The following is a 17,206-nucleotide window of genomic DNA, read 5'->3' as shown; positions in this document are numbered from 1 at the left end:
AATGGGTGGTACCGGCGTCATCGACCAGTTCCTGGAAACCTTCACCCGCTACATCGATTCCGGGTTCGGGCTGCTCGGAGGCGACGTCGGATATCTCGCCACCACGCTCGCGGTGATCGATCTTACGCTGGCAGGCCTGTTCTGGTCCTGGGGCACAGACGAGGACATCATCGCCCGCCTCGTCAAGAAGACGCTGTTTGTTGGCGTCTTTGCCTACCTGATCGGCAATTGGAATAGCCTCGCCCGCATTGTCTTCGAGAGTTTTGCGAGCTTGGGGCTGAAGGCCTCGGGCACGAGCCTTTCGTCAGCAGACTTTCTGCGGCCGGGCCGTATCGCGCAAGTCGGACTCGACGCCGGTCGCCCAATCCTTGAGTCGATTTCGGGGCTGATGGGCTATGTCAGTTTTTTCGAAAATTTCGTCCAGATCGCGGTCCTGCTGTTTGCCTGGATCGTGGTGCTGCTCGCCTTCTTCATTCTGGCCATTCAGCTCTTTGTCACCTTAGTCGAATTTAAGCTGACGACGCTCGCCGGCTTTGTGTTGATCCCGTTCGGCCTGTTTGGAAAGACCGCCTTTGCCGCAGAACGCGTGCTCGGCAACGTGATCTCCTCCGGCGTTAAGGTTCTAGTGCTTGCCGTCATTGTCGGCATTGGGTCGACCTTGTTTGCGCAGTTCACGGCCGGGTTCGGCGGCAACCAGCCGACGATCGAGAACGCGATGGCGCTGGTACTGGGCGCTCTTGCCTTGTTGGGCCTGGGTATCTTCGGACCCGGTATCGCCAACGGTATCGTCTCCGGAGGCCCGCAGCTTGGTGCCGGCGCAGCCGTTGGCACAGGGCTGGCTGCCGGCGGCGTGGTCGCGGCAGGAGCGGGTCTCGCGGCCAGCGGCGCTGGACTGGCCGGCAGCGCAGCCTCCGGTGCCGGTGGCGCCTCCAGCGCGCTCCGGGCCGGTAGCCTATCCGGTACTGCTGAGGCGAGCGCTTCCGCTCCCGCAAGTCCCTTGCGCTCAGCCGCCGCTCGTATGGCTGGAAGCGGCCGTGGCGGCGATGTCGATGATCCTTCTTCAACGTCATCCGAAGGCACGCCCTCTTGGGTTCGTCGCATGAAGCGGGCGCAGACCATCAGTCATGGAGCGTCAGCCGCAACGCAAGCGGTCCGTTCAGGCGATCACGGCGGGAGCGGCGGATCTGTCGATCTCTCGCAGAAGGACCAATGACGCTCGATTTCTCGCACTCCGTTCTCAGTCCTGTCTTGAGGTCAAAGCATGTTCAAACGATCGGCCGTTCACTATGGCCGCGCGCCGGAGCCGGTAACTCCCTATCAACGAGCCGCCCAGGTTTGGGATGACCGCATCGGGTCGGCCCGCGTTCAGGCCAGGAACTGGCGACTGATGGCCTTTGGCTGTCTGGCCCTCGCCGCGGGATTCGCCGGAGCTCTAGTTTGGCAGTCAGCCCAAGGGACCGTCACGCCGTGGGTTGTTGAAGTTGACCGGCTAGGCGAGGCAAGAAGTGTCGCTCCTGCTAACGTGGCTTATCAACCCTCCGATCCGCAGATTACCTTTCACCTCGCCAGGTTCATCGAACATGTGCGTGGCCTGCCGATGGACGCCATTGTCCTGCGCCAGGATTGGTTGCGTGCCTATGACTTCACGACGGACCGCGGCGCGGCTGCGCTCAATGACTATGCGCGCAACAACAATCCCTTCGACAAGATCGGCAAGACACAGGTCGCTGTCGAAGTCTCGAGCGTTATTCGGGCGTCTCCCGACAGCTTTCGGATCGCCTGGATCGAACGCCGGTACGAGAACGGTCAGCTTGCCGTGACCGAACGGTGGACCGCAATTCTTACCATCATCGTGGAAACGCCGCGCGATCTCGATCGGCTGCGCAAGAATCCACTCGGCATCTACGTCAATGCGATCAACTGGTCGAAGGAGCTGGGATAGCCATGCCATCAAGTCTCGTTGCTGCGCTACAGAGGATTCAGCCGCGCCTGCCTCTGGGTCTTCTGATCTGTTTGTCAGCGCTCGGAGGCTGTACCGCGTTCAAGCCTCCCCAGATCAGCTATGACAGCGAAGTACCGTCACTTCCCGAACTGCCGGCGCTTGCCGACGATCGTCCGCGACCGTTGCATGTCCCACCGGTATGGAAGGCGGCACGCGGCGGCAAGAAGGGGGAGGCGAAGGAGCCGATCGAGCGAATTGAAAGCGCGAACGATGCCGCTCGTGTCGAGCCTCGCAAAACCGGCTACTTCAATGCCGTGCAGGTGTTCTCGTATAGTCCGGGTGCCCTTTATCAAGTCTATGCCGCGCCGGGACAGATCACGGACATTGCGCTTGAGCCCGGTGAACAACTCATCGGCTCGGGACCAGTCTCCGCAGGAGATACCGTGCGCTGGGTAGTTGGCGATACCGAGAGTGGCAGCGGCGACACCCGCCGTGTCCACATCATGGTCAAGCCGACACGCCCCGCGATCGAGACCAATCTTGTCATCAACACCGATCGGCGGACCTACCTGATTGAGCTGCGCTCCCGTGAAAAACCGTATATGCCGTCGGTTGCATGGTTCTACCCGGAAGATCGCGCCGTGCTTGGTCGAGCTCTGCCACCGACGCCGATCATTCCGGATCAAGCGCAGCGTTTGTATCGCTACGCCATTGAGGGAGACAATCCACCATGGCGTCCCGTCAACGCGTATGACGACGGCCGCAAGGTCTACATCGAATTCTCGCCTGGCATCGGCCAGGGCGAGATGCCGCCGCTCTTCGTCATGGGAGCTGAGGGTAGTACCGAGCTCGTCAACTACCGGGCCTACCGGAACGTGTTGATCGTGGATCGGCTGTTCGCCGCCGCTGAATTGAGATTGGGAGGCGAGAACCAACAGAAGGTGCGAATTGTTCGAAGCGATGGGAGGTCGATGTGACCGGTACCGATCAGGCGAACCCGTCATCCAACGAAGCTTCTCGGCCACAGCAACCCGAAAAGATCGCCGAAACTCTACGGCTGCGACCCGATCAGCCGCAGGTCACGCGTCTGTCACGTAAGGTGCTTGCGGGCGTCACCGCTTTGGCTTTCTCCATCATCTGTGGCGCGGTGTTGTGGTCTTTGCAGGACAGGTCAAAGCAGGGTCCGGCTCGAGAAGAACTCCACTCGACCGATCGCCACAACGTTGCTGATGAGCTCAAGAGCCTGCCGAAGGATTATGCCGGAATTTCCCAAGACGTGCCGCGTCTTGGACCACCTTTGCCCGGCGATCTCGGCCGTCCCATTGTTGCGGCACAGAGGTCATCGACTAGCTCGCTGGCCATCGATGCCGAACAGCAGCGCGTCAATCAGGAAACCGAGGCGGCGCGCATCAGCAAGGTGTTTGCCAACACCGCCATCCGCCCACCGGCCGCCGGATCAGCGTCCAACGAGACGCCTTCAAACGGGACGATGTCCTCAGACGAGTCATTTACCCAAAATGGCCAGGACCGAAAACTCGCCTTCGTCAATGCACCTATCGATCGGCGGACAACAAGCCCCGATCGCTTGGTGAGGCCAGCATCCCCCTTTGTTGTCCAAGCGGGGACTATCATTCCGGCGGCTCTCATCACTGGGATCCGGTCAGATCTGCCGGGCAAGATCACGGCGCAAGTGACTGAAAATGTCTACGACACTCCTACCGGGCGAGCCCGGCTGATCCCGCAAGGCGCGCGACTGATCGGGGCCTATGACAGCCAGGTAGCATTTGGGCAGTCCCGCGTCCTCCTCGTCTGGACTCGTCTCATCATGCCGAATGGACGTTCAATCGTATTGGAGCGTCAGCCCGGCGCTGATGCCGCGGGATATTCCGGTCTTGAAGATCAGGTCGATAACCACTGGAAAGAGTTACTCGGAGCAGCAGCGCTATCCACTCTACTCGCCGTCGGCACTGAGGTGAATTCGGGCGCAGACGTTAACGATACGAACGGCGCTATTATTCAGGCGTTACGACGCGGCGCGGGGAATTCCCTCAATCAAACAGGCCAACAGCTGGTTCGCCGCAATCTCAACGTCCAGCCAACGTTAACGGTCCGTCCGGGATTCCCAGTCCGGGTCATCATCAACCGCGATTTGGTGCTCGAGCCCTACAAAGGATAGAATGACGATGGCTAAGCTCAAGCTCGGAGCAATCGAAGACGACAAACCGATCAAGGTGACCCACGAATTGCCGGCAGCTGTCCACCGGGATCTCGTCACTTATGCCGAAATTCTCGCACTCGAGACCGGCCAATCGATCACTGATCCAACAAAGCTTATCGCGCCCATGTTGGCGCGCTTCATGGCAGCGGACAGAAGTTTCTTGAAAGTTCGCCGAGCGCGTCATGTCGCCAAGCCAGGCGAAAGATAGCGCTCGGAGAGCATCTTCAGGAAGGCGTTCAAGGCGGGGTTTTCATTGTCCGCTCGCCAATAGGCCGAATAGTCGAACCGGCTTGGCCCCGTGCCATCGCGCAGCTCCCGGTAGACCAATCCGGCAAAATTGGCCTCCATGTCAGATTCGAGCACCAGGCTGATGCCTCGCTTCATGCTGATCAGGCTCTTGATAATGCCGCAACTAACGTCGTGGCGCTCGATCTTCGGACGATCCTCAGGCAAGACTAGCTTCGAGCCTAGAAGATCTTCAAATTCCCGTCCAGGATCGTAATGGCTTAGCAGCACGGTCTCGCCGCGGAGGTCGGTCCAGTAGACAGTTTCGCGCGCAGTAAGAGGATGATCCTCGGGGAGAACGACTAGAACACGCTCGCTCCACAACAACATAGTCTTGCTGTCCAATGGTGGCTGGCTTCCTGTTACAATGACGATATCGAGCACGCCACTGCGAAGTGCCGTTGCCAGGCGCGTCCGTGATCGCTCGACGGTCGCAAGGTCGATTTGCGGGAAACGCTGCTTGAGGTCGAGTAATGTGGCTTTCAGGTTTCCAGCCGAAAGTGACGTACAAAAGCCGATGGCCAGCCGCCCTGTCTCGCTGCGTTGTAAGGACTTGGCCGTAGCTACAAGCGCGTCAAATTCTTCAAGAATAGCTCTTGCCAGGCGAAGAACGCTGCGGCCTGCGCGCGTGGGCTTCACACCTCCGCTTGATCGCTCGAAAATCGTAATGCCAAGGCCATGTTCAATCTGGCGAATTGATCTGCTGAGAGTCGACTGTTGCAATCTCAGCAGTTCCGCGGCCTGACGGAAGCTGCCACACTCGGCGGCAGCGACGGCCGATCGCAGGTGTTTCAACTCGAGAGCTTTGCTGCCGCGCAGGGAGTGACCTGGTCCTTTGAAATTGCTCATTTGGAAAAACTTGCTGCGCAATATGCGGCAATGTGTCTATTCATGCGTCACAATCCGAAACCTTAAGCGGCCGCTCGCATCACTGGAGCCCACAGCACCGGGCATGAGATGCGGCCCGCGCTCCGGATGCGCACCAGGGCATCAGTCGACACCTCCAGGTAACCCGCGACCGCAATAGTGTTTCCGAGGGGACGAGGCTTTCCGATTGGACGAAGGGGCCACCCGGCGCGTCGAAGAATACGTTCCATGCGGGTGTCGGTAACCGTCACGATTTCGGCTAGCCGAATAGACAAACCGAACTCGATCATGCCTGCAAAGAGCTCGTAGGTAGCGGCAGCAAGTCCGCCTGCCGCTTTCGGTGCATCTGGATGAAGATCAAGAGCGAATCGGCTGCTTTCCCACACGTGATCGCTTCGTGGTGCCGGCTGCCCCCCCAGAAGAATTGGAAAAGTGTCTCGAAGCATGGTTGGTCCCATGGACGGGAGAAGCCGGACGCACCCCTGAATTTGACCATCAGTCGACCTATGCAGTAGATGAACTGGTCGAAGGACATCAAACTCGTCTACCTCCATGTCGCCACTGACCTGAACATCCCAATCCAGACGCTGTTTGAAGACGCGATAGCGCAGCCGGTGCATCTCAGCTAAATCGTCGATGAATTCGCCGTAGTGTTCCGGCGCTATGAGTTGCAACATTATTGCCTCCCTGCTCTGTATTGGCAGTGAAAGCAAACAAAATGCCTCGATGCACCCTGTGCACCTGCACAGCGTGCTTGCGGGAAATTGCCGATTATCGTCGATATCTTGACTCAGCTAGCCGAACGACTGCCTGACGAACCGTGCGAACGCCGAGTTTTGCTCGGGCATTGTCCAGATGAAAGGCGGCGGTTCGTCGAGAGATGCCTAGAATGCTCCCGATTTCCCAAGCCGATTTGCCACGAGAAGACCATTCAAGACATTCAAATTCGCGCGGTGAAAGGCGGATTCCGTCAACGCTGTGGTCATTGCGCAACACGCTGCGAACGTGCGCATGAAAATACAATGCAATCAATTGAAGTGCACGTTCGTTGGAATCTATGCACTTGTTGAACGTAGAGCTTCGTTGATCGGAGGCAAAGGTCAGGGCAGCAACTGGGCCGCGACCATCGTGAATCGGAACCGTGAAACCAGATCGAATCCCAAATTGAGACGCTTCTTCAAACAGTTCATGTTGGGCTGGAGAGAGGTACGTCGTGGATACGCCCTGTCCCCACCGAAAGGGGGCCCCAGTTTGCAACGCCTGCAAGATTACAGGGTCGAGACGCTCGTAACTATTCCGTACATAGTGTGCAACCCAGTTGGGAGGATATGTCGAGATTACAAGTGGCTCTTTGGTTAGCGCGAGATATGCGAAGCAAGGCAAGTCTAGCGCGGTCGCAGTGACTGTTATCGCTTCCAAAAACGCGTGGCGATCACTAGCGACCGACAGCAGATCAATAAATCTCTGAAACTCGCGATGCATGTGTTCGACCAGTTGCTAGGTTGGCATCGCAGCGCGAAGAGATCGCAGTTGCTTCCCGACATCGGAACGATCGCAATTTCTAACGCGCACTTTGACACCGGAAAAATGGTCCGGTCCTGCTCAGTGGAGACAGCCGTTTCGCCTAGTGCCATCCTTTGCTGCGAACCAAAATCGGCACCGCCCGCGAATAAAACCTTCCTGGCCGTCGACCTCGCTGGCAGACAGCCCGCCCAAAAGCGCGTGAATCGTAGCTAAGAATATTCGCCGGTTGATCATGCATCTCTCCCAGCCACCTCGTTTTCGGCGATTTACATGCCGAGATAGGCTCGCCTCACGTCGTCGCTTCCCAGTAGTTCTCGCCCCGATCCCGACTTCACTATTCGTCCAGTCTCCACGACATAGCCGAAATCGGCCATCGCCAGAGCGGCTCGAGCATTCTGTTCCACCAAGAGAATAGTCATTCCCTGTTCGCGCAGACGGTCGATCACCTGCAATATCTCGGCAACGAAGAGCGGCGCCAGACCAAGAGACGGCTCATCCAGTAACAATAACTGTGGTTCGCCCATCGGTGCTCTCCCGATCGCCAGCATCTGCTGCTGACCACCGGAAAGCGTCCCCGCGAGCAATCTCCGCTTCTCCTTCAGCACGGGAAAGAGCAGATAGACCTGCTCCATTCGCTCGGACAGTTGCGCGTTCCGACGACGATAGGCGCCGAGAAGAAGATTGTCTTCGACCGACATTGGCCCGAACACCTGGCGCCCCTCGGGCGCCTGACAAATGCCCAGCGAAACGCGGGCGTGGGAGGAGACGCGCGAGATATCCTGCCCGCCAAACATCACTGTGCCTTCGCTTGCGGGATGAACCCCGGACAGCACACGCAGCAACGTCGTCTTACCGGCGCCGTTGGCACCAACCAGCGAAACAAGCTGCCCTTTGTCCACTGAAAGCGCCAGCCCATGCAGGACCTCTATCGGACCATATCGAGCTTTCAGCCTCCTCACTTCGAGAAGCCCCTTTGCCAGCGAGTCGGCCGCGGATTGCTCAGGGATATGACTCATGCGGCTGCGCCCAGATATGCACTGACAACTTGAGGATCTACCCTTACTTCGTCCGGACTTCCTTCTGCCAGCTTCCTTCCGTAATCGAGAACTAAGATCCGTGTGGAAACCTGCATGACGAGCTTCATGTCATGTTCCACCAACACGACCGTAACGCCCGTCTCGGCTATCTGTTGAATCAGAGCGCGTATCTCATCGGTTTCAACGTGATTAAGGTCGGCTGCCGGCTCGTCGAGTAGGAGGAGTTTTGGCTTTCCCGCCAACGCGCGAGCAAAGGCTGTCCCAGTTAGACCTTCCTTATCGAACAATCAGAGCAGCACGGACGTCGTTGACAATTGCGGGTAACGTCCAAAAGGGTCCTCAAATCCATAAAAGGAGCCCGGGACCCGTCATCGGACCCCGGGCAGTCTAGGGAGGGCGCGCTTCGGCGCTTGCTGCCATTTACTGACGCCTTCGCGTCAGACCGCCGACAACGAGCGGGATCACGGGAAATCAAGCGATAGCCTGTGTGATGAAAGGCAAGGGTTCAGACTGTTCCTGCCATTGAGGAGAGAACATTGGGTCACTTCCCCGCAATCAACTCTGCAGCTTTCTCCGCCATGGCCATGATCGGCAGATTGGTGTTTCCGCTGATCACGGTTGGCATAAGCGAACCGTCGATAACGCGTAGATTATCGATGCCCCGAACCCGAAGCTTGCTATCGACTACGGCGTCGCGATCCTCACCCATGCGACATGTTCCGACCGGGTGGTAGATCGTTTCTGCGCGGGCTCGTATCCACTTCTTGCGGGATTCCGCGCTGGTAAACGGATCGATATCGAGTTTGCGCTTAATCTGCTTTAGGAGCGCCGGCTGATCGATGATCTCGCACATCTGCCGAACGCCTTCCTGCATACTGACGAAATCACTTTCATCGGATAGAAAGCGGGGGTCGATCGCCGGCGCAACGAAGGGATCGGCCGATCGCAGGCGCAGCGTTCCACGACTCTTCGGGCGAAGCTGACATACACGAATGGCAAAGCCGTGTGGGACGCGCTCGCCCGGCGGCGGGTTTCGAAGCGCGACGATGAGATGAGCCTGCCACTCGGGCCACGATGAGGTTTTATCGGGCCCCCAGAAGGCTCCGGCTTCGACGCCCTGCGAGGTGCCGGGCCCTGTTCCTCGGAGCATATATTGTGCGCCAGCCAAGGCACCTCTGATCAATCCAATGTACGGCGTCAGTGTGATCGGCTGCGACGCCTCCAATCGAATCGCACAATCCAAATGATCTTGCAGATTGCTTCCAACGCCGGCGGAATCGAGCACCGGCTTGATGCCGAGTGAACGGAGGTGATCGGCCGGTCCAATTCCTGACAGCATCAGTAATTGCGGCGAACCAATGGCCCCGGAAGTCAGCAAGACTTCTCGTTCGGCCGAAACGGTGACCTCACGCCCGTTGTGGTCAATGACAACACCCCGAACGCGCGTGCCTTCGACCGCGAGGCGCCGAACCTGAGTGTTGGCCATGATGGTCAGATTGCTTCGTCCTTTCCCCTGGTCGAGAAACTTGAAAGCACCTGAACGCTTGCCGTCTGAAATCGTAAGTTCGTAGAAGCCTGCGCCCATCTGAGACGGACCATTGAAGCCGTTGTTCTCGGGGAGGCCTGCCGACTTGGCGCTCTCAATAAATGCCTTCGAGATTGGATGCTGCAATACGCCATAAGAAAGTCGGATCGGACCCGAATAACCTCGGTCCTGATCGGGCTGGGACGTTACCTGGGCGGCGTCCTCGATTTTTCTAAGGTAGGGGCGGAGGTTTTCGTACCCCCACCCACGACAGCCTTGCGCTTCCCATGAGTCGTAATCCTGAGGATTTCCCCGGATCGCAATCATGGAGTTGATGGCGGACGACCCTCCCACCACCTTGCCACGGGGAATATAGATCTTGCGATTGTTGAGTTCGGTCTGCGGTTCGGTCCAAAATTGCCAGTTATGCTTCGGACTCGTGTAGAGCACGCGAATGCCCGCCGGCATGTGAACGAAGATTGAAGAAGAGGGACGTCCGGCCTCGAGCAGCAACACCTTGACGTTGGGATCTTCGCTCAATCGAGCGGCGAGCACGCATCCTGCCGATCCTGCGCCGACAACGATATAATCGTATTTCGAGAGCTTCATCCTCCGTCCCCTATTTCAAAAGCCGACGATCGGTTCGTTTTTGCGACCAGTTTCGCCAAGGTCAGGCCTTCCCGACTTGCAAAAGCCATCGCCAAACTATAATTGGTCCTACCAATCAGGTCGATCCAATTATAGCGACGAAGGCCTGGTAGTCAACGGAGAGCTCGTCTCATGTTTCAATACCGGAGGATCGTGGCCGCGTTCCTGCTCCTCGGCGCAGGGCTCGCCGTTTTGCTGCTCGCTCCTGCCAAACCTGCCATCCAGCCGGACCAAGAGACGATTCGACGAGTGATATGGGCTCTTGGCCCCTAGCCGACTTCGGGACGTCCGATATCGATGATCCGTCGCTCACTTAGATCTTGGATGGCCGCCGAGTCGTACTTCAGTATCGACTTGAGGATGTTTGCAGTATCCTCGCCTCGCCGCGGCGGTCCTTTGGCATATTCGATCTTCGTTCCGGAAAACTTTATCGGATTGGCGACGAGAGGGGCTGTTGTTCCGGAAGAATGAGGAAGATTGACCTGCATCTCCCGATGGATAACCTGAGGGTGAGCGAACACCTGATCCAGCCGGTTGATCGGTGCGCAAGGCACGCCCACGGGCTCCAGAATGGAAATCCAATGCTGGGTCGCCTGCTGTATCAGATGCGCATCGAGCAGGGGGATGAGTTGATCACGATTCTTAAGCCGATCGGTGTTAGTGACGAAACGGCTATCGGTTGCCAGGCCGCTTAAACCAGTAGCTGCACAGAACTTCCGGAATTGCTGATCATTACCAACGGCGAGCACGAAGGAACCGTCGCTGGTTCTGAAGACCTGATATGGAACGATGTTTGGATGCGCGTTGCCGAACCGTTTCGGCGGCGTGCCGGTCGTGAGGAAATTCAAATTTTGGTTGGCGAGAACCGCGACCTGGACGTCCAGCAGTGCCATGTCGATATGCTGTCCTTCTCCGGTGCGTTCGCGATGCAGTAATGCGGAGATGACGCCGGCGGCGCTATACATGCCAGTGAGAATATCGACGATCGGAACCCCGACCTTCTGGGGACCCCCGCCTGGCTTGTCGTCACTCTCTCCGGTAATGCTCATCAGGCCGCCGATGGCCTGAATGGCCATATCGTATCCTGCGACGTCCTTCATCGGGCCGGTCTGGCCATAGCCGGTGATGGAACAGTAAATGATGTCAGGCTTGACGCTTTTAAGCGCCTCGTAGTCGAGGCCGTAACGCGCCATGTCGCCGACCTTGTAGTTCTCGATCACGAGATCGGCTTGCTGGGCAAGTGCGCGCACAATGGCGCTACCCTCGTCAGTCGATATATCGACGCATATCGAATGCTTGCCGCGATTGGCGCTCAGGAAATACGCGCTTTCGGTCGTATCAATTCCACCGTCTTTCCGCAGAAAGGGCGGGCCCCACTGCCGCGTATCGTCGCCGGTGCCAGGGCGTTCGATCTTCCAAACCTCGGCTCCTAGATCAGACAGCAACTGCGCTAACCAAGGCCCCGCGAGGATTCTCGAAAGATCCAGCACTCGATAACCTGCCAACGGTCCAGCCATCACGCTTCCTTGAAGTCTGCGGTCAAATAGCCGCGCGCCGTGCGAGGCCGCACTAACTATATGTGGAACGACCAGATTGGTCAAACCAAATGAAATGCCGATCGCGGTTGATGGGCAGCGTGGTTGCCGGTCGCGTCGAAGAGTCGCGCATGATTGCGGGATTGGAGCTGCTTGACACCGCGCATCACGCGACATACGGTCCTGCCAAATTGGTTTAACCAATTAATGAAAATACCGGGAAGAACGTGAAGGTCTGGCTGTATGGCGCGAGTAACTCTCCAGAATGTCGCGAAATCCTTTGGAGGAGATCGAGGGCCATGGGCCGTTCAGGACTTTTCGTTGGATATTGCCGATGGCGAACTGGTCGTGTTCGTCGGCCCGTCCGGCTGCGGCAAGTCCACGACGTTGCGAATGCTCGCCGGTCTAGATGACGTCACATTCGGCAAGATTCTGATCGACGGAAGGGACGTCACCGCGCTTCCGCCGAAAGATCGCAACATTGCGATGGTTTTTCAGAACTACGCTCTCTATCCACAGAAGACGGTCTTCGAAAACATGGCCTTCGGCCTTCGGGTCCGTAGGACGCCACAGCAGGAGATCGATCGTCGGGTGCGCAGCGCGGCATCAAGTCTCGGATTGGAGGCCCTGCTGGAGCGCAAGCCACGCCAATTGTCGGGTGGTCAGATGCAGCGCGTAGCGCTTGGTCGCGCGTTAGTCAGAGATCCCGACGTATTCCTCCTCGACGAACCCCTCTCGAACCTTGATGCGAAGCTGCGGGTCCGGACGCGAGAAGAGATTGCGACGCTACACGCCCGATTGGGCGCGACGATGATATTTGTTACCCACGATCAGGTCGAGGCCATGACGCTCGGCGATCGTATCGTGATCATGCGTGACGGATTCATCCAACAGGCGGGCAGTCCGCTTGACCTTTATGATCGGCCCGCGAACGCCTTCGTGGCGACTTTCATCGGGTCTCCAGAGATGAACCTGATTGATGGCGGGTTGATGCGCGACGGGGGCGCGCTCGTAATGCGCTCCGGCGGTTTGAGCGTCAACTTGCCTGCCCAGTCATTCTCCGAAGCGGAAAGGGATGTCACGCTTGGCATTAGGCCCGAGCACATCGAGCGCGCGGAAACCTCCACGGCTTTTGAGCTGGTAGTCGGCTTGGTCGAGCAAATCGGCGCGCAAACCTATGTGCTGGGTAAGATCGATGGCAACAAAATCCGCGCGGTATTTGCTCGGGACGATGCGCTGAGGGCGGGCGACCGAATTTTTGTGAATTTGTCTCAAGAGAAGTTGCACCTGTTCTCGCGCGAGAGCGGCAAGACACTGAGGCGGACCTCGACGAAAGGCGAAAATGGCAACGGGAGAGAACTTCATGGACAAGCTCAGCTTAGGCGCGCCGAGTTCCAAGGCTAACGTGAGCGACATCGATCGGCGGCGTTTTCTCAAAACGACGGCTGGTGCAGCGGCTGGCATCGCGGGCTCACTTTCCGCGCCCTATGTCAACGCACAGTCCGGGGTAACGCTTCGCATTTTGAACGCTGAAACGACTGCTGCGAGCCAATCGGCCTTGCGCGATGCGTGCAATGAATACGAGAGCAAGTTCGGCGTAAAAATCGTCGTCGACTCGACGCCGATTAGTGGTGGTTATGCGAAGTCGATGGCGGCCATCAATGCTGGCGCTCCTTACGATATCGCCACGGCGGGATACATTGCGCACATCTTGCAATACGCGATGGCGGGTCACATCGTGCCGTTGACGGATCTTGTCAAAAAATATTCGTGGGGGAAGCAGGGAACCTGGTCATATAAGGGAGAAAATTGGTTCTATCCCTATGACTACAATTTGGTGACGGTTTTCTACAGAAAAGATCTGTATCAGGAGAAGGGCCTGAAGGTTCCCAACACATGGGCCGAGTTCCTTGAGAATTGCCGGGCGCTGACTGTCGCGAAGGATGGCAACATAGAGCGAGGGGGGTGCGTCATACCGCTCGCGAGTGACAGTGCCACCAACTGGGCGAGCTTCGGCAACTTGTTTGCAGACGCGCCGAAGTTTTATGACGACAAGTGGAACGTCGTTCTCGATGCGCCGGGGAATGCCGGACCGACCGGCCGTTTTCTCGATCTATATGCCGATCTTTATAAAACGATGCCGGCTGGCATGAACACGGTCAGCTATGCTGAGCTGATGAGTCTTTTCGCGACGGGAAAGGTTGCGCATACCGTCTATTCGGGCCGCGTAGTCGAGGCGCTGGAAGCTCGCAATCCGGACCTCGCAAACAAGTATGGTATTTTCGCTTCTCCAGACAGTGCTGGTAAGCAGAACGCACTGTCCTTCGCCTTCGATGGCTTTATTCTTTACAAGACTAAGCAGACTGAGGCGGCCTTTAAGTTTCTACAATGGTTTATTGACGCGCACTATATTCGCTGGCTGCACTCCGCCTGGATGAATTTCCAACCGGCGCGATTGGACATTTACGAAGATCCACGGTGGAAAAATCATCCGATGATTCAGAAGCATTGGGCGACGATGGAGCAGATGAAGTCGTTCATTGATGAAGACAGCAAGACGGTTCTTAACTCAATAGATATGACGGGTCCGTCGTTTGATCTGCGACCGTGCAAGGTCTTTGATGCGAACATTATGCCGGAGATGCTGCAAAATCGGGTTCTTAAGAACATGTCGTCAAGCGACTGCGTGAAAGCCGCCGCCGATCGAATCCGAAAAATTGGCTGAGCATCGGAACTGGTGAATAGAGGCCCGAGGCTATGCGACAGGACTGGCGAATCATCGGTTTGTTCATCGGGGGTGTACTGGTACTCGGTACAATTGTTGGCGGACCTCTCCTCTATTCGATAAAGCTCTCCTTCTACACAGCGGCGTCGTTCATCGACCCGCCGCAGTGGGTGGGACTTGGCAATTACGTGAAGGTTCTTAGTGAGCCGCTGTTCTGGGGCTCGCTGTTAAACGGTGTCACGATCGCCATCTCGGCGATCGTGCTGCAAGTCGTTCTCGGCGTCACCATTGCGCTCGTCCTCAATAGGCAGTTTGTGGGGCAGACTGTCGTGCGGGCGCTGTCAATCGTGCCGTATTTTCTTCCGACGGTCGTCGCCTGCCTCATCACGCAGTGGATTCTTGATCCCAACTACGGCCTTCTCAAGAGTGTCTTCGCGTCATTCGGATATGGGATGTTCGATTGGGGAGGTAATTCAACGAGCGCGAAGGCGACTATTGTCCTTGTTAGCGTTTGGATCTGGACGCCGTTTGTCGTGACCTGTGTTCTTGCCGGCCTTCAATCCATTCCGGCTCAACTGTATGAAGCGGCCCGGGTCGATGGAGCAGGGGTTATGAAGCAATTCTGGCATGTCACGCTGCCAGGATTGAGGTCAGTGTTGATCGTGGTCATCCTCCTGAGAGGGATCTGGATGTTCAACAAGTTCGACGTGATCTGGCTTCTAACGAAGGGCGGACCGCTCAACGAAACCGAGACGCTTCCCACGTTGGCCTACCGAAAAGCGTTTCTCGAGTTCGACTTGGGAGGGGGGGCCGCTGTCGCCACCATCTCGTTCTTGATGTTGGCGAGCATTATCTTGATTTACCTCAGGGTTTTTCCGATCGACGAGGCCAAGCAGGGACGATGACGATGTCGACTCAAAATCAAGCCCGCTCTGCTGCCGCTGTCGTCGTTGGTTCACGAGCGGTGCGGATGTTGCATAGCTCTAGCGGCTCAGGAAGAGAAATCTCAGACTCCACACCTTCAGTCTCGCACGGGAAAACGACGCGGTATTACGGCAAGTCGCTGAAGCAGATTGCCGGCCGCGTCGGTTTGTATGCCGCGGTTGCGCTAATCTGCATCTATTCCTTCTTCCCGATCTACTGGATGATCCTCTCCAGTCTGAGGTCGCCCGAAAAGCTATTTCTGGATTCATCCTTGGTTTTCTGGCCACCCGATCTAAGCTCTTACAAGTCACTCTTGCAGCTTACGAACTATCCGGCGAATTTCGTTAATAGCGTCATGATGGCTATGGCTACGATTGCCGTGGCGACGACGCTGTCATCATTCATTGCTTATGGAGCGACGCGTTTACGGTTTCGGGGCAAAACGACGTTGGTCGCGTCCATGCTGTTCGCCTACATGTTTCCGCCATTGATGTTGGTTATTCCGATGTCCGCCTTGTTCCGAATAGCTGGCTTAGCCGATAGCTTGTGGGGCCTGCTAATCGCTCACCTGGCGATTTCGCTGCCGCTGGCGGTGTGGCTGCTATGGGGCTTTTTCAAATCGATGCCGTTCGATCTGGAGGAAGCGGCAATGGTGGACGGCTGTTCCCAATTCGGCGCCTTCATCAAGGTGGTCCTTCCGCTTTCGGCCCCCGGCTTGATTACGGTCGGCATCTTCTCGTTTTTGCTGTCCTGGGCGGACTACGTATTCGCGCTCATCCTCATCATGAGTGATGATCGCAAGACATTGCCCGTGGGCTTGGCATCAATGCTTGGCGCGCAAGATCTGCGTTGGGGTGAGATACTCGCCGGCGCAACCCTTATTGCTCTGCCGTTGTTCGTTATCTTTATGTTCTGCTATCGATATTTCGTCGCAGGGCTGACGGCGGGTGCGCTCAAAGGTTAGGCACTGTTCGAGCGAAGCACGTCCTCGTGCTTCGCGCTAGACCGTGGGTATTTCGCGTAGAGATGGCGGACGGGGTGCCCGGCAAGACTAACGTTTTGTGACTTTGGTTTCCCCTAGAAGCGATTGCCATGCCTCCACTGTTCGCGAGAGGTGAGCGTTCATCTGTTGTTCGGCTAGGCCTACCCGCCGCTCTTCGATCGCTTCCAAGATGGTGCAATGGTCCTCATAAGATTGTCGACCTCGATTTTGGTCGGCAAAGTAGACCTTCCGTCGATGCCTGGACAGTTCGTAGAACGATCTCGCCACGCGCAGCAAAATGTCGTTCTTGGTTGCAGCAAAAATCGCAAGATGGAACGCCTCGTCCTCGCGCTCTATGCTTTGCTTTTTGGATAGGCGCTTGTTGGTCTCTTCAAGTATGGCGGTGATCTCGCGAATGTTGTCCGCGGTCCTGCGTGTGCAGGCCAACCTGACCGCCTGCCCTTCGAGCATGCGCCGGACCTCCATGACGTCGGCGATTTCCTTGGCCTCGAATGGAACTCCGGATTCAGCATAAAGCACTAGAGCATCGATGCTGCTCTCTTCGATCTTTCGCAGATAGATTCCAGAATTTGGGCGCCGTTCTATCACTCGCATGGTTTCAAGTGCGGCCAGAGCCTCTCGAACCGCGCCGCGACTGGTGTCGAACTTTTCCGCAAAGTCGCGTTCTGATGGCAACCGTTCGGAGGGCTGATAGCGGCGCTCACGGATGAAGGAAAGGATCTTTCCGATGGCGTTCGAAGGAGCCTCAAGCTTGTCGGTTCGATTTCGCTCAGTCATCTAAAATATCCTGCCTGGTCCTCCCGACCACTTGATTTCGATTTCCTCGGTAGCTAATCATGGCCGACCAAATTGGTCGACCAGTACTTTGGAGGAACCTTGAGGATCTCGGTCGAATCCGCCCTGCTTCAGTAGATATCAGGTTGAGGAAATTGAAGCATCTGAAACGCGCCAAATCCACCTAAAGAATTGATTT

17 protein-coding genes are annotated in these 17,206 nt (G+C 57.0%); 9 read left to right on the top strand and 8 right to left on the bottom strand.

Annotated features, from left to right (window positions below):
- The first annotated feature begins 1 nt into the window (after position 1).
- From trbL to LJ725_RS14365, 5 genes are read left to right on the top strand one after another with little or no spacing between them, the layout of a single operon-like run.
- Positions 2–1,213, top strand: coding sequence for a P-type conjugative transfer protein TrbL (gene trbL / locus LJ725_RS14385; RefSeq protein WP_061979563.1), 1,212 nt, complete (start codon positions 2–4; stop codon positions 1,211–1,213).
- Between the two features lie 48 nt (positions 1,214–1,261).
- Entirely contained in the window at positions 1,262–1,942 is a 681-nt protein-coding gene (gene trbF, locus LJ725_RS14380; protein WP_061979562.1) for a conjugal transfer protein TrbF, read from the top strand.
- Between the two features lie 2 nt (positions 1,943–1,944).
- Positions 1,945–2,919 (top strand): P-type conjugative transfer protein TrbG, encoded by a 975-nt coding sequence (gene trbG / locus LJ725_RS14375; RefSeq protein WP_061979561.1) that lies wholly within the window; start codon positions 1,945–1,947, stop codon positions 2,917–2,919.
- Entirely contained in the window at positions 2,916–4,118 is a 1,203-nt protein-coding gene (locus LJ725_RS14370; RefSeq protein ID WP_061979560.1) for a TrbI/VirB10 family protein, read from the top strand. Before trbG ends, LJ725_RS14370 begins: the two co-directional genes overlap by 4 nt.
- 7 nt (positions 4,119–4,125) lie before the next feature.
- Positions 4,126–4,368 (top strand): DUF2274 domain-containing protein, encoded by a 243-nt coding sequence (locus LJ725_RS14365; protein WP_061979586.1) that lies wholly within the window; start codon positions 4,126–4,128, stop codon positions 4,366–4,368.
- Here the strand turns inward: LJ725_RS14365 and LJ725_RS14360 are convergent.
- The 7 genes from LJ725_RS14360 to LJ725_RS14330 all read right to left on the bottom strand — a co-directional run bounded on the left by LJ725_RS14360 (position 4,341) and on the right by LJ725_RS14330 (position 11,563).
- Complete coding sequence (locus tag LJ725_RS14360) at positions 4,341–5,294, bottom strand: LysR family transcriptional regulator (RefSeq protein WP_061979559.1); 954 nt, start codon at positions 5,292–5,294, stop codon at positions 4,341–4,343. The two genes, LJ725_RS14365 and LJ725_RS14360, sit on opposite strands and share 28 nt — an antisense overlap.
- 62 nt (positions 5,295–5,356) lie before the next feature.
- On the bottom strand, positions 5,357–5,989 hold the full coding sequence (locus tag LJ725_RS14355) for an acyl-homoserine-lactone synthase (protein WP_061979585.1): 633 nt from the start codon (positions 5,987–5,989) through the stop codon (positions 5,357–5,359).
- Between the two features lie 94 nt (positions 5,990–6,083).
- Positions 6,084–6,794: a helix-turn-helix transcriptional regulator gene (locus LJ725_RS14350; RefSeq protein ID WP_211377800.1), complete on the bottom strand. Its 711-nt coding sequence runs from the start codon at positions 6,792–6,794 to the stop codon at positions 6,084–6,086.
- A gap of 308 nt (positions 6,795–7,102) precedes the next feature.
- Positions 7,103–7,852, bottom strand: coding sequence for an ABC transporter ATP-binding protein (locus LJ725_RS14345; protein WP_230551324.1), 750 nt, complete (start codon positions 7,850–7,852; stop codon positions 7,103–7,105).
- On the bottom strand, positions 7,849–7,968 hold the full coding sequence (locus tag LJ725_RS29185) for an ABC transporter ATP-binding protein C-terminal domain-containing protein (protein WP_329958366.1): 120 nt from the start codon (positions 7,966–7,968) through the stop codon (positions 7,849–7,851). The genes LJ725_RS14345 and LJ725_RS29185 overlap by 4 nt, the downstream gene beginning before the upstream one ends.
- A 446-nt stretch (positions 7,969–8,414) precedes the next feature.
- The gene (locus LJ725_RS14335) at positions 8,415–10,007 is read right to left on the bottom strand and encodes a GMC family oxidoreductase (RefSeq protein ID WP_061979557.1); all 1,593 of its coding nucleotides are present in this window, start codon (positions 10,005–10,007) and stop codon (positions 8,415–8,417) included.
- A 308-nt stretch (positions 10,008–10,315) separates the two neighbouring features.
- Positions 10,316–11,563 (bottom strand): CaiB/BaiF CoA transferase family protein, encoded by a 1,248-nt coding sequence (locus tag LJ725_RS14330; protein ID WP_061979556.1) that lies wholly within the window; start codon positions 11,561–11,563, stop codon positions 10,316–10,318.
- Positions 11,564–11,824: 261 nt separating this feature from the next.
- Between LJ725_RS14330 and LJ725_RS14325 the strand changes: the two genes are divergently transcribed.
- The 4 genes from LJ725_RS14325 to LJ725_RS14310 are packed head-to-tail and all read left to right on the top strand — an operon-like array spanning position 11,825 to position 16,194.
- Complete coding sequence (locus LJ725_RS14325; RefSeq protein WP_006018745.1) at positions 11,825–12,985, top strand: ABC transporter ATP-binding protein; 1,161 nt, start codon at positions 11,825–11,827, stop codon at positions 12,983–12,985.
- Positions 12,945–14,306 (top strand): ABC transporter substrate-binding protein, encoded by a 1,362-nt coding sequence (locus LJ725_RS14320; protein WP_006018746.1) that lies wholly within the window; start codon positions 12,945–12,947, stop codon positions 14,304–14,306. Before LJ725_RS14325 ends, LJ725_RS14320 begins: the two co-directional genes overlap by 41 nt.
- A 32-nt stretch (positions 14,307–14,338) precedes the next feature.
- Complete coding sequence (locus tag LJ725_RS14315; RefSeq protein ID WP_006018747.1) at positions 14,339–15,211, top strand: carbohydrate ABC transporter permease; 873 nt, start codon at positions 14,339–14,341, stop codon at positions 15,209–15,211.
- A complete protein-coding gene (locus LJ725_RS14310; RefSeq protein ID WP_013500408.1) occupies positions 15,208–16,194 on the top strand; it encodes a carbohydrate ABC transporter permease in 987 nt (328 codons plus the stop codon). The genes LJ725_RS14315 and LJ725_RS14310 overlap by 4 nt, the downstream gene beginning before the upstream one ends.
- Before the next feature lie 87 nt (positions 16,195–16,281).
- Here the strand turns inward: LJ725_RS14310 and LJ725_RS14305 are convergent, their stop codons facing one another.
- The gene (locus tag LJ725_RS14305; protein ID WP_006018749.1) at positions 16,282–17,010 is read right to left on the bottom strand and encodes a FadR/GntR family transcriptional regulator; all 729 of its coding nucleotides are present in this window, start codon (positions 17,008–17,010) and stop codon (positions 16,282–16,284) included.
- Positions 17,011–17,206: the final 196 nt, after the last annotated feature.

It is taken from the genome of Reyranella aquatilis (assembly GCF_020880995.1).
Classification (GTDB): domain Bacteria; phylum Pseudomonadota; class Alphaproteobacteria; order Reyranellales; family Reyranellaceae; genus Reyranella; species Reyranella aquatilis.
The sequence above is the reverse complement of the archived record's forward strand: the minus strand, read 5'-3'. Positions and strand labels throughout refer to the sequence as shown.

Excerpts from the sequence above, each read along its gene's own strand:
- trbL (WP_061979563.1), top strand. The coding sequence starts at position 2 with ATGGGTGGTACCGGCGTCATCGACCAGTTCCTGGAAACCTTCACCCGC.
- trbF (WP_061979562.1), top strand. The coding sequence starts at position 1,262 with ATGTTCAAACGATCGGCCGTTCACTATGGCCGCGCGCCGGAGCCGGTA.
- trbG (WP_061979561.1), top strand. The coding sequence starts at position 1,945 with ATGCCATCAAGTCTCGTTGCTGCGCTACAGAGGATTCAGCCGCGCCTG.
- LJ725_RS14365 (WP_061979586.1), top strand. The coding sequence starts at position 4,126 with ATGGCTAAGCTCAAGCTCGGAGCAATCGAAGACGACAAACCGATCAAG.
- LJ725_RS14360 (WP_061979559.1), bottom strand. The coding sequence starts at position 5,294 with ATGAGCAATTTCAAAGGACCAGGTCACTCCCTGCGCGGCAGCAAAGCT.
- LJ725_RS14355 (WP_061979585.1), bottom strand. The coding sequence starts at position 5,989 with ATGTTGCAACTCATAGCGCCGGAACACTACGGCGAATTCATCGACGAT.
- LJ725_RS14350 (WP_211377800.1), bottom strand. The coding sequence starts at position 6,794 with ATGCATCGCGAGTTTCAGAGATTTATTGATCTGCTGTCGGTCGCTAGT.
- LJ725_RS14345 (WP_230551324.1), bottom strand. The coding sequence starts at position 7,852 with ATGAGTCATATCCCTGAGCAATCCGCGGCCGACTCGCTGGCAAAGGGG.
- LJ725_RS29185 (WP_329958366.1), bottom strand. The coding sequence starts at position 7,968 with ATGCAGGTTTCCACACGGATCTTAGTTCTCGATTACGGAAGGAAGCTG.
- LJ725_RS14335 (WP_061979557.1), bottom strand. The coding sequence starts at position 10,007 with ATGAAGCTCTCGAAATACGATTATATCGTTGTCGGCGCAGGATCGGCA.
- LJ725_RS14330 (WP_061979556.1), bottom strand. The coding sequence starts at position 11,563 with ATGGCTGGACCGTTGGCAGGTTATCGAGTGCTGGATCTTTCGAGAATC.
- LJ725_RS14325 (WP_006018745.1), top strand. The coding sequence starts at position 11,825 with ATGGCGCGAGTAACTCTCCAGAATGTCGCGAAATCCTTTGGAGGAGAT.
- LJ725_RS14320 (WP_006018746.1), top strand. The coding sequence starts at position 12,945 with ATGGACAAGCTCAGCTTAGGCGCGCCGAGTTCCAAGGCTAACGTGAGC.
- LJ725_RS14315 (WP_006018747.1), top strand. The coding sequence starts at position 14,339 with ATGCGACAGGACTGGCGAATCATCGGTTTGTTCATCGGGGGTGTACTG.
- LJ725_RS14310 (WP_013500408.1), top strand. The coding sequence starts at position 15,208 with ATGACGATGTCGACTCAAAATCAAGCCCGCTCTGCTGCCGCTGTCGTC.
- LJ725_RS14305 (WP_006018749.1), bottom strand. The coding sequence starts at position 17,010 with ATGACTGAGCGAAATCGAACCGACAAGCTTGAGGCTCCTTCGAACGCC.